The 12,919-nt window shown below is 32.6% G+C and carries 9 protein-coding genes; 2 read left to right on the plus strand and 7 right to left on the minus strand.

Features of this window, described 5'->3' with window-relative positions:
* Nucleotides 1–14 precede the first annotated feature (14 nt).
* From C7448_RS07395 to C7448_RS07415, 5 genes are all read right to left on the minus strand, one after another.
* Nucleotides 15–2,171, minus strand: coding sequence for an OmpA family protein (locus C7448_RS07395; protein ID WP_170137014.1), 2,157 nt, complete (start codon nt 2,169–2,171; stop codon nt 15–17).
* Nucleotides 2,172–2,181: 10 nt separating this feature from the next.
* Nucleotides 2,182–3,102: a PorP/SprF family type IX secretion system membrane protein gene (locus C7448_RS07400; RefSeq protein WP_115900978.1), complete on the minus strand. Its 921-nt coding sequence runs from the start codon at nt 3,100–3,102 to the stop codon at nt 2,182–2,184.
* A gap of 48 nt (nt 3,103–3,150) precedes the next feature.
* Complete coding sequence (locus tag C7448_RS07405; RefSeq protein WP_115900735.1) at nt 3,151–7,428, minus strand: choice-of-anchor L domain-containing protein; 4,278 nt, start codon at nt 7,426–7,428, stop codon at nt 3,151–3,153.
* A 349-nt stretch (nt 7,429–7,777) separates the two neighbouring features.
* Entirely contained in the window at nt 7,778–8,914 is a 1,137-nt protein-coding gene (locus tag C7448_RS07410; protein ID WP_115900736.1) for a cysteine desulfurase family protein, read from the minus strand.
* 39 nt (nt 8,915–8,953) lie between these two features.
* Nucleotides 8,954–9,499 carry a Smr/MutS family protein gene (locus C7448_RS07415; protein ID WP_115900737.1) on the minus strand — a complete coding sequence of 182 codons (546 nt, stop codon included), beginning with the start codon at nt 9,497–9,499 and terminating at the stop codon, nt 8,954–8,956.
* 83 nt (nt 9,500–9,582) lie between these two features.
* Here C7448_RS07415 and C7448_RS07420 point away from each other — a divergent pair, with 83 nt between their 5' ends.
* Nucleotides 9,583–10,218, plus strand: a complete 636-nt coding sequence (locus C7448_RS07420) for a low molecular weight phosphatase family protein (RefSeq protein ID WP_115900738.1) — start codon at nt 9,583–9,585, stop codon at nt 10,216–10,218.
* Here C7448_RS07420 and ppk2 (C7448_RS07425) read toward each other — a convergent pair whose 3' ends face one another.
* Together ppk2 (C7448_RS07425) and ppk2 (C7448_RS07430) are read right to left on the minus strand one after the other, a co-directional pair.
* The gene (gene ppk2 / locus C7448_RS07425) at nt 10,219–10,998 is read right to left on the minus strand and encodes a polyphosphate kinase 2 (RefSeq protein ID WP_115900739.1); all 780 of its coding nucleotides are present in this window, start codon (nt 10,996–10,998) and stop codon (nt 10,219–10,221) included.
* A gap of 2 nt (nt 10,999–11,000) precedes the next feature.
* Entirely contained in the window at nt 11,001–11,858 is an 858-nt protein-coding gene (gene ppk2, locus C7448_RS07430; RefSeq protein WP_115900740.1) for a polyphosphate kinase 2, read from the minus strand.
* Nucleotides 11,859–11,927: 69 nt separating this feature from the next.
* Here ppk2 (C7448_RS07430) and C7448_RS07435 point away from each other — a divergent pair, with 69 nt between their 5' ends.
* Nucleotides 11,928–12,872 (plus strand): lipid A deacylase LpxR family protein, encoded by a 945-nt coding sequence (locus C7448_RS07435; RefSeq protein WP_115900741.1) that lies wholly within the window; start codon nt 11,928–11,930, stop codon nt 12,870–12,872.
* The last annotated feature ends 47 nt before the right edge of the window (nt 12,873–12,919 follow it).

The raw sequence follows: 12,919 nt of genomic DNA on the forward strand, positions 1-12,919 counted from the left end.
TATTTGTGGGGGGCTTAATTTTTATAATTCACTTTAACTTCTTTTGTTATTTTATTACAATTATCTTCTTTTTCCTTAAAACACTTATTATTTTCTGGTCTTGAGTTTCTTCCTGATCTCTTTAAATTTTTGCTTAAAAACTCTAAAAAATTACTTCTTTTAGTGGTTAGTTTTTTTCTTACTCTTTTTTTTTCTTGTTCTTGTCTAATCTCTACAGACTCGCTTCCTTTTACTATATAGAAATAAGAGCGTCTATTTAATTGATACTCTTTTTCAGTACACTTTTTTCCGTCTACACAATCATTTAAAGGTTTATCTTCTCCATAACCTATAGCACTTTCAATTCTATCACTAGCAATTCCTCTTGATAGAATATAATCTCTAGTTGATTTTGCTCTTTTATCTGACAAAAATCTATTATAATCTCTACGACCTCGACTATCTGTGTGTGCTTCTATTTTAATTACTAATTCAGGGTGGTTTGTCATTACTGTTACAATATTCTCTAGCTCATATTCTGCATCCTCCCTAATAATAAACTTGTCATAATCAAAATAAATAGGCTTTATTACTATTTGATTTCCTATTATTAATGGTGTTAATTTTAGGTTTACTGTAACTTCTTTCTTTCTTTTACTTGTAGTAGACACTATACTTCTAGCCGATCTATGGTCCAGTTTAGTTGCAGTAACCGTATAAGTAACATTACATGGTACGTCTTTAAAAGTATAATTACCTGATACATCAGAAATAGTTTCTGCTATAATTTCTTTTTCCTTATTAATTAACTTTATCACTGCTGCATCTACTGGAGCATTTGTTTTGTTATTCTTTATTACTCCTTTAACAATTTGTGTACAAACTGGCGGATCTGTGTAGATAAAGAAGCTATAAATATCATCATCTCCCTTTCCTTTTTCTCTATTTGATGAGAAAAAACCTCTTTTTCCATTTTTACTTATAAAAAATGAAAAATCATCTTTTTTACTATTAAATGGATATCCTAGGTTTTCTGGTGATAACAATGTACCATCTTCTTTAATCTTTGCTTGAAAGATATCAAGAAGCCCTAAACCTAAATGTCCGTTAGATGAAAAATATAGTACATTATCGCTCCCTACATAAGGGAAAACTTCTTTCTCTGGCGTATTTATAGTGTTTCCTAAATTTATAGGTTCTCCATACTCATCTTCTTCTTTTATTTCTACCTTATAAATATCAGATTGTCCATATCCTCCTGGCATATTAGAAACAAAATATAATGTTTTTTCATCTGAACTTAAAGCTGGATGACCAGAAGAATATTCATCATTATTAAATGGTAACTCTTTAACATTTACCCAATAACCGTTTAGATAACTAGCCTTATAAATTTTTAAGTTAGATGTATTTTTTTTACTTCTTTTAACTCTTTTTCCTTCAGAATTATTTCTTGTAAAATAAATGGTTTTTCCGTCTTTTGTAAATACAGGTGAAGACTCATGAAGTTCAGATGCTATTGGTTCTCCAATCTTTTGAACGTTTCCTAAAACTAATATAGTATCTTTTTTACTTCTTTCTAATGTTTTTACATCCTCCTCTGCCTTATAAATATTTAAGAACGGTTGGTTATTCCACTTATATATTTTTTGTTTTTTTGAATTATTAGGAACAGAGGATGAAAAATACGCTTTTCCATTCAATAAAAAACCTCCAAAATCTGAATAGGGTGTATTTATGGCTAAGTTCCTTACTCCTATTCTTTTTTCTTGATTTGTGTAATCTAATAAATAACTTTCTTTTTTTAATTCCTTATTTAAACTACTTTTTTGAGCTTGAGCTAATTTTAAAAATATAGAATCTGATTTTTTATACTTTCCATTACTTCTCAAAGTTTGAGCATATTTAAATAAATGCTTTTCTTCAACTTTTTCCTTAAAATTTGAAACAAGTTTTTGGTACCAAACTTCTGCTTCTTCAGTATCTGAATTATTATAATAAGACTCAGCTAACCTACTTAATACATGTTGAGAGCTATCCCCTTTAATTAATACTAAATCTTTATACAATTTAGCTGATTGAACATAAGAAAACTCTCCAAAATAACGGTCCGCTACTTTTCTACTTTGACCAAAACCATTTACAGCCAGCATTAAAAATGTTGCTAATACTAGTATTTTTTTAAAATTCATTTTTTTCTTTTTAAAAGAATCTTGGGGACCTATATCTAATATCTTTAAATATTTCATACTGTAACATAATTTCGTGTGTTCCCGAGTTTGTTACATTATAGTTTGACGTTGTTAAATCATATGAGTATCCTATAAGTAAAGAGTCTGTTGCTTGAAAACCTAAAAGTGCACTTACAGAATCATCCCATCTCCAAGAGGCTCCAACTCTAAATTTTTCATTAAATAATAAATTAGCTGAAATATCTAATGATAGAGGAGCTCCTGAAACTCCTTTTAACAAAGCTGCTGGTTTAAACTTTAAATCTTCATTTATGTCGAAAACATATCCTGCTATTAAGAAAAAGTGCATTCTTTCCACTGCTACTTCTCCTGGAGTCTCTGCATCGTAATGCTCCATTCTTAAAATATTAGGTACCGATAACCCTACATACCATTGTGGTTGATGATAATAAATACCTGCACCGACGGTTGGTAAGAATTTATTAATGTTATCCTGAAAGACTACTTCATCATCTCTATAAGTTCCTTTTGACCAATCTATATTTAGTAATCTACCTCCTAATCGCAATCCAAAGGCTAAGTTCCCTTCTTCTCCTGTTTGTATATTGTAAGATACATTCGCATCTAAATATATTTCACTAGAAGGTCCCACCTGATCATTCATTAAGTTAACTCCTAACCCTAAACCTGAATATCCTAAAGGTGTATCGTATGATAAGTTTTGAGTATTAGGAGCTCCTTCAAAACCTACCCACTGCATTCTACCCAATGCAGTAATCACTGTATGCCCTCTAGATCCAGCGTAAGCTGGGTTTACATTCATTGTATTGTACATATACTGTGTGTACTGAGGATCTTGTTGTGCTTGAATATTTGTAGTTACACAAATACTCATTGTACATAGTAAGATTAAACTTAAATATAATTTCATTTGATTAAAACTTTTATTCATCAGTCTCTTTTTTCTAATATATCTATATTATCTATTAATATAAATCCATCCCTTTTTAACTTTACTTCCGTTTCCAAGGTCTAAAATATAGAAGTATGTTCCAACTGGCAATTTATCACCAACATTTATGTTTGCTCTTCCTTCAGAAATCCCTCTAAACACAACACTACTATTGTTATATCCTTTAATTCTATATACTGTGTTACCCCATCTATTAAAAATTTCAAGAGTATTATTTGGAAAATTCTCAATGCAATCAATATGTAAATAACTGTTTGCTGAATCTCCATTAGGACTCATTAAGTTGTTTACTTTTACACAAGTATCATCATTGATTGCGTCTCCAAACCCATCAAAGCCATCTACACTATCAGCAATACCATCTCCATCAGAGTCTACTCCACTATCATTAACTACACCATTTCCTCCACTATTAGGGTCTGTTGGATTTGTATCATTATCTGGAGAATTGGCATCTCCATGACCGTCAAATCCATCTACACTATCAGCTATACCGTCTCCATCTGTATCTTCAGAAGGATTGTCTACTTGACCATCTCCATCTTCATCAGAATTTCCTCCTTCTACAACGTCATTAATTCCATCATCATCACTATCTAAATCTTGATAGTCAGGAACACTATCTCCATCTGTGTCTACTGGGTTATCATCTCCATTATCTCCTTCACCAAAATTATTTGCATCTCCATCAACACTATCAGAAATTCCATCGCCATCAGAGTCTGAACCTCCTGTATCGTTAGAATCTATTACTCCATCACCATTAGTATCGGAACTTTCATTTCCTCCCTCAATAACATCATTAATCCCATCATTGTCACTATCTAAATCTTGATAATCTGGAATACCGTCGCCATCCGTATCTGGTTCTTCTTCTTCATCTACTGAGTTATCAGATTGACCATCTCCGTTAGTATCTGTATACCCTGTATCGCTAGAATCTATCACTCCATCTCCATTAGTATCTAAATCTCCATTTCCGCCCTCTATAACGTCATTTATACCATCATTGTCAGAATCTAGATCTAATGAATCTGGAATTCCATCTCCATCAGTATCCACTAAACCATCTCCCTCTTCAACATCTGGAATCCCATCATTATCATCATCTACATCTACAACATCTGGTATACCATCATTATCTGTGTCTTGTAAATAGTATTTATGCGTATTTAGAGCAGATCCTCTATTTCCTTCACTATCTATTGAACTTACACTTGCTTCTACTGTAGTGTCCGTATCGGCTGCTAATTCTGAACCTGGTATACTGATGCTATAGTTTCCGCTTGCGTCTACCGCTCCTGTATAAGTGTTTCCATTGATCACTAAAGTCACGATATCACCTGTATTAAAGTCTCCACTTACAGTTCCTGTAACAGGAATGTTACTGTTTGCTTCAACTGCGTTAATGATATTATCTGCTGTAATATCATCTATAGCTATCGTTAAAACTGGGGCAGTGGTATCAATGATTAATTCATCGGTCGTGGTATCATTACTTGTGTTTCCGACTGCATCTGTAGCTGTTACGGATACATCATACGTTCCCTCTGGAATCTCATTGCCTGCTGGGGTGCTTAAACTCCATGTTCCATCTCCATTGTCTACTAAGTTTCCGTCTCCTTCTGTATACGTCACTCCGTTTACCGTTACTGTAATCGTATCTTCACTATCTGCTGTTCCGGTGATTACTGGTGTCGTGTCGTCGGTCGTTTGACTTACTACTGTTGGTGCTGTAGGGGCTCCATCATTATCTTGAATCGTTCCGGTTGCACTTTGTCCTCCACTGGTTACGGTAAAGGTCTCATCTGACTCGTCAATAGTATCCTCAGTCGTTGGTACACTTACCGTTCCGGTTGTTGCGCCTGCTGGTACGGTTACCACAACATCGGTCGTCGTATAATCTGAACTTCCTGCAGTGCCATTGGTTAGGGTAAACGTGTAGTCTACATCAACAGCACTTGCATTGCTTAACGTAAAGTTAAAGTCTACAGCATCGCCCTCCGTCGCACTTGCATCTGTAATGCCGGTTACTGTAGGTGGGATACGTATCGTTATAGATATATCTGAACTATCTTCACATCCTCCTATAGAAGTAACTGTATAAGTAATTGTTACTGTCCCTGCTAGCACCCCTGACACTTCTCCTGTACTAGCGTTAACTGTTGCTCTAGAAGGATCTGATGAACTCCAAACCCCTCCCGAATTTCCATCCGAAGTTAATGTTATACTATTATTAACATAAACTACATTTCCTCCACTTAATGTTCCTGCATCTGGAGCGGGGTTGGCTGCAGTACTAGTTCCTATTCCTTGCCCTTTATCTCCTCCTATGTCTGCACTTCCTGAATTTACTAAAACAGGAACACCATTTGTGTCAACTCCACCATTAGCAGCAATGTTGATACTACCGTCAGAGTTTAAGTGAGAACTAAGAACATTCTCATCTCCCTCTATAGCATCATAACATCCATCATTATCGCTATCTAAGTCTAAATGATTTGGTATTCCATCATTGTCGGAATCTAACAGACAGCTTAATCTTGAGAATGGTAAATTTCTTCTTGATATAGATGGTCCTGCATATTCCACCGACAAACTTTCAGCTCCTGTTCTTTCATAAAATAACACTTCGAGTTCATGTACTCCTGATTTAAGAGATATTTGACCATTTCTGGTTTGACTACCATGTAATCCATCATTATCAACAACTTCTATTCCATTTATAAATAATTTAGACCCATCATCTGATGTTGTATAAAATGTATAAACTCCATCAGTATCTATTCTTAATAACCCTTTATATCTAACACTAAATGTTTCATCATCTCCTGGGGTATGTAGCGCCCATAATTGGTCTACATTGAAATTAGACCGAGTTCCTATAGCTAAAGCCCCTGTAGTTGGTATATCATCTACTGAATTAGATGCAGGGTAAGAGTTGTAGAATTCATAACTTATAGATCCTATACAATTATTTTCTTCTGTATCTAAAATACCATCATTATCGTCGTCTAAATCATCTCTGTCCGCAACATTGTCTCCATCACTATCTGCTAAAACTGTTACCGTTACTATTGCTGTATCACAATTTGTTGAAGGCTGACATAAATTATACACTAATTCATATACCCCCGCTGGTACACTAGGAGCTACAGTAACTTCTCCTGTATTTGTATTTAATGTTATTCCTGAATTTTCAGAACTAACTTCAGATAGCTCTACTCCTGATGCAGATGGATTAGTTATACCTGCTACTGTATCATTTGTTAAAACATTTACTACGGCTACCCCTCCATTAGTACTAACAACTTCTCCCGAATCATCTTCAGCAACTATAATAGGTACACCTCCTACTTTTGTAATAAACACACCAGAGTCATAACTTGAATCAAAAACATCTGCAATCGCTATTTTCATATGGTAAGTTATTCCTGGTGTTAAGTTTATATTTGCGGTTAATTTTCTAGTAATACCGTTAAACTCTACGCCTATAGGAGTGGTTCCTGGATTATTATTTACAGGGCCAGCATTATTTGGGTTTGTATCATTATCTAAAACATGCCCATTATTAATATATAATGCACCTTGCGACAAATCAGGAGTGATACCGGGGTAGTCCCCAACTCCTCCTGAACTCCCTCTAAAACCAGCATTTATATTATTAATTGCCACTGGATTTGCAGTACTAGGTACCTGTGCTAGATTTGCACCAGGAGCAGTATTTGGTATTGTTGGATCTACCCCTAAAGGGTCAGTCACAAAAAAACCAAAAATATCATTGAAAGGAGATCCTACAAAGTCTGGGTATTCCTCAGATCCAAACTGATATTCTAAAAGAACTCCTGTATAGTTTGGCAATGCTCTAAAATCAAACTCAAAAACAACTACATCCCTAGTTGCCTCTGGATCAATTGTTGTTAAATCGGTATCTGAATAATTTGTTCCAGAAGCATTTACAGATAGTCCTGTTTGATTATTTGTAACAAAAACCTGATTAACATTAGATGTTGTAAAAGCGATTCCTCTATCAACCTCTAAGTTAGCACCTCCATCACCATTTGTAAAAAGAGCTATTTGGTTTGTTGCCCCTCTAGTGATTACAGGATTTGTTATGATTACACCTGCTGATTGTAATTCTGTTGCTATTTGAGCAGCTGTAGGATTAGGCGTAACTGCTACCTGAGCTTTTACGTGTACAATTACACTTAAAAAAATTAAGGTTAAAAAGAATTTAATTCTTTTTCTTATTGTAAAGTTATTTGAAATGTAACTCTCCCCCATATTAATACATTTTATTTTATATACAATGTTGTGCCTTAAAATTCTTCAAGGCTTTTTATTTTTTAATAAACAATACGGTGGAATATAAAAAACCCCACACAAAAAAACGTTAAGTTGCTCTTTTACAACTTATTTCTTGTGGGGGGCCTCTAAAATTTTGAATGTGCAAAAGTAAACTTTTTTTACTCTCACTAAAACATTAGACGTAAAATTAACAATTTAAGTCACGTTATAATAATAAAAAATAACAAACAATCTTATCATCAATAAAACCTATCAACAACAGAGTCAATATTTTTTAACTTTTGTTTAACACAAATAAAAAAATATTAAATAAAAAGAAAAAAAATTATTTTATTTTCAATATTATCTTTAACTGATTCAAGGCATAATCAATTTCATCAATTGTATTTAATTTACTAAAAGAAAATCGTACGGATGTTTTCTTTTCTTCTTCTTCACCTAAAAACTCTTGTAACACGTGAGATCCTTTACTACTACCACTCTGACAAGCACTACCTCCAGATACAGCTATTCCAGATAAATCTAAATTAAACAGCAACATTTTATCTTCAACAGGAAATCGTAAATTTAGTATGGTATAACTTGTTTCTTCCATCGATTCTCCATTAACCATAATGCTTGGGATTATTTCTTTTATTTTTCTTATAAAATACTTTTTTAATCCTACAATATACTCTTCATCTTTTCTTAGGTTTTCACAAGCAATAGTTAGCGCCTTTTCCATACCAATTATTGAATGTACATTTTCAGTACTTGACCTTGCTCCTTTTTCTTGCTCCCCTCCATGTAACATTGGAAGTATTCCAATTCCTTTTTTAAAATAAGCAAAACCTACTCCTTTAGGACCATGAAATTTATGGGCACTTGCTGCAATAAAATCTATTGGTGTTTTTTGTAAATCAATAGCATAATGCCCTATGGCTTGTACTGTATCTGAATGAAAATAAGTATTGTGTTCTTTACATAACGTTGCTACTTTATTAATTGGTAATAAATTACCAACCTCATTATTCACATACATTAAACTCACCAAAGTCTTTTTCTTTGATCTATTTAATAAATCTCCCAGATCGTCTACTAAAACAGTTCCGTTTTCATTTACTCCAATGTAATCGACAGTTATATTATACTTTTTTTCTAAAAACTGTACTGTATTTAAAACAGCATGATGCTCTATCTTGGAAGTAATAATTCTCTCTACTCCTAAGTTTAAGACTGCATTAAATAAAATTAAATTATCCGCTTCAGTTCCTCCTGCTGTAAAAATGATTTCACTTGAAGACACATTAAAATGTTTCGCTATATTTTTTCTAGCTGTTTCAACCGCAGCTTTAGCCTTCCTTCCATATTGATGCGTAGATGATGGGTTTCCATAATTTGTTTGCATTGACTGTTGAACAACCTCAATAACTTCTGGCAGCATAGGTGTTGTTGCGGCATTGTCTAAGTAAATAGAATTCATAACTCAAAAGTAATATTTTCTAGTTGATAGTTAAACTAATTATTCATTTTGAAAAACATACACCTCTGTGGCTCCTTGTCCATATTTTTGATAAGAAGCATCGTAATATTTAACTGGATAATTATTTAACAAGTATTTTAATTCTGTTTTTAAAACTCCATCTCCTATTCCATGTATCAAAACTAGCTTAGATATTTTTTTTGATATGCAGTATTCTAGCTTATGCTTTGCTGTATTAATTTGTAATGATAAAATATCAAAATTATCCATTCCTCTTGTAGATTTTACCAACTTTTCAGCATGTAAATCTACCTCCATTATCACTTCTTTTTTATCTTTTACAAAAGATGTTTTCTTCTTTTTTTCTTTTGGTTGAATTTTAGCTTTCAGCATTGGGTTATTAATATCAGAGTATTTACTTAGCTCACTTTGATCGACTTCAACCTTCACTAGCTCTTTTTTTGTAAAGCAATACTCCATACCTTCATCATCTAATACAAAAACATTATCTCCATTTAATTTCACTACTACTCCTCTAATGTTAGCATCTATAACAGCTACTTTATTTCCTATTTCTAAACACATTCTTAACCTTTATTTAATTAGCTAAAATGGCATTAGCTTGTATTTTTGCAAATAATTTCACTCTGCAAAATAACTGCAAATAAATGATAAACACTAAGAATATCAACACAAAAAATTTCTTTGAGGAAGCGAGAAAAGAATTAATTCTTACTGAAGACCGCAAGGGTTTATTACTTGAAATAGTTGATACTGTTTTTGAAGAGTATCTTGATAGAGAAAAAATAAATTTAAACTTTATTTGTACTCATAATTCTCGTAGAAGTCAGCTTGCCCAGGTATGGAGCTTCTTTGCTATTGAATATTTTAATTTAAAGAATATGTTTACCTATTCTGGTGGAACAGAAACTACTTCTTTTCACAGAAACACAGTTAAAAGCTTACAAAAAACTGGCTTTATTTTTAGTGTTGTTGATTTTTCTCATCAGAATCCTAGATATTTAGTATCTTTTAACGGGACTAAGAAATCTATCTTAGGTTTTTCAAAGTTATATGATCATCCTCAAAATAGCTTTCCTTTTATTGCAATTACTACTTGTGATAGTGCTGATCAAAATTGTCCGTTTATTCCTGATGCTATCGAGCGTTTTCATTTACCTTATAACGACCCAAAAACATCAGACAATACTGACTTAACCGAAGAAACTTATCTTCAAACAAGTAAACAAATTGCTGGTGAATTGTTTTTTATTTTTGAAGAAGTAGAACAAAGGTTACCTTAGTTATACTTTTATACTTTTATCGTAAGGGATTCTTTCTAAAATATAATTAATTACATTTACCCTTGCCACTGTTTTTCTGTTAGCTCGAATAACTTTCCAAGGAGATATTTCTGTATTTGTTTTAGAGAACATTGCTTTTTTATATTCTGTATAATCATCCCAAAGTTCTTGTGCCTTTTCATCTACAGGCGTCATTTTCCATTGTTTTAATGGATTATTTTTTATATCGTTGAATCGTTTTGCTTGTTCTTTTTTATTGATAGACATATAAATTTTCACCAACCGAATGCCAGATTCTAAAATCATACGTTCAAAATCGTTTACCTGATTCATAAAAATCTCATATTCCTCTTGAGTACAAAAACCATTTACAGGCTCAACTACTGCGCGATTATACCAACTTCTATCAAAAAACACAATTTCTCCTGCTTTAGGAAACTGTTCAACATATCGCTGAAAGTACCATTGTGTTTTTTGATCTTCATTAGGTTTAGGAAGCGCTACAATTCGCATGTGACGAGGATTGATACGTTCTGTTATTCTACGTATTGCTCCACCTTTTCCTGCAGCATCTCTTCCTTCAAAAATCACTATAATTCGTTCATTTTCTTGAATCGCCCAGGCTTGTAAACGAATTATTTCAACTTGTAATTTTTTTAATTTTCGCTCATAATCAACATATCGGATTGCTCTTTCTAAATTAAAAGATTTCGATAATAAAGCTTTTAAACCTCTTGTTGTATTTAATTTATTTACGTCTCTTTGAGTTAACTTTCCCATTCTTAATCTAAATGTTTTACTGAACGATAATAACGCATTACAATATTTGGATCTGGCGTTAAAACTGTTGTTGCTTCTTCTCTTCCATCATAATCAAACTGAGATAATACATGGCGCATACACTCTACTCTAGCTTCTTTTTTATTGTTTGTTTTCACTACTATCCACGGGCTATAAGCTGTATGTGTTTTACTAAACATTTCATTTTTATAGTAACTATATGTATCCCATAATTCTTGTCCTCTTTTATCAACAGGACTAAACTTCCAACGTTTTAAAGGATTGTTATTTCGAGAGTTAAAACGTCGTAATTGTTCATCCTTTGAAATTGACAACCAAAACTTTATCACTACAACGCCGTCTTCATACAACATATGTTCAAACTCTGGCACCTGTACTAAGAAATTTTTATACTGGTCATCTGTACAGAAACCCATCACAGGCTCAACCACTGCTCTATTATACCAACTACGGTCAAAAAATACAATTTCGCCTGGGTTAGGCAACTCTTTAATATATCGTTGAAAATACCATTGCCCTTTTTCTACTTCAGTTGGTTTATTTAAAGCTACTAAACGGGTAGAACGGGGATTCATATGCTCCATAAAACGTCGAATACTCCCTCCTTTTCCTGCAGCATCTCTTCCTTCAAAGATTACAGCAACTCGTTTATTATTTTTTGCGATCCACTGCTGAAGTTTCACTAATTCTATTTGTAACTTCCTCAATTCTTCTTCATAATCTAGCTTTACTTTAACCTTAGTAATAGAAATTCCCTTTTTTTCAATAATAGCCAACAATTCTTCACTTGTCGAAACACTTTCAAAGTCTTCAATTGTTAATTCAGGTTTTTCTTTCATAAGTTTATTTAGTTATTCTTGTTAATAATTTAACCAAGGTTGTGCTAAAATAATACGATATTTACAGCTATGAAAAAAAATATACTACTTTTATTTATCTTATTTTCTCTTCATACATTCTCACAACGTAAATACGCTAAAGAGTTTAGTTTTATAAATGATAATGATTTATACACCTCTACTTATCAAGACCGTTACTATACTAATGGAGGCTTTTTAACATACCGTTTCTTAAGCAAAAAACAAGTTAAAAGTATTGAAAAAAAAACATATGAAATTCAATTAGGGCACCATATGTACACTCCTTACAAAGCTGTAGTAGAAACCGTTGAAGAACACGATCGTCCTTTTGCTGGTTATTTGTATGGTAGCTTTGGTATAAACAGATTTTACACAAATGAATCAATTTTAAAAACATCTATACAAATAGGAGTTATAGGTTCTTCTTCATTAAGTGAAGAATTACAAGATATTATTCACAAAATGTATGGTTTTAATAAGGCTACTGGGTGGGACTACCAAATAAAAAATGCATTTGCTCTTAATTTAAATACTGATTATATTAAAAAAATAGCCCGAGATAATATTTTTGACCTTAACTGGATAAACTCTGCTAGGTTAGGTACTGTTTACACTGACTTATCAACAGGTTTGTATACTCGTGTTGGTTTTAAGCCTTTAGAAAGCATTATAAACTCCATCGCTTTTCATGGAAACTTAAATAACCAAAACACTAGCTTCGAAAATAAGGCAGAAGTTTTTTTATACCTAAAACCAATGCTTCATTATGTTGTTTATGACGCAACTATTGAAGGGAGTTTTTTAAACGACGACAGCCCAGTTACATTTGAAATAGAGCCCTTTAAGTTTACAACAGAGTTTGGAATTCGTTTTACTAGTAATCGTTTTAATTTTGGATACGCCATCAATTATCACACTAAAAAACTCAAAAGCTCACGTGTTCCTAAAGGGAATTTTTATGGTACAATACAATTAAATTATCAATTTAATTAAACTTATTGTGCTCTTTAAAAAAAATAATTTTTAAAATCATCAAATTA

This window comes from Tenacibaculum gallaicum, assembly GCF_003387615.1.
Classification (GTDB): Bacteria; Bacteroidota; Bacteroidia; order Flavobacteriales; family Flavobacteriaceae; genus Polaribacter; species Polaribacter gallaicus.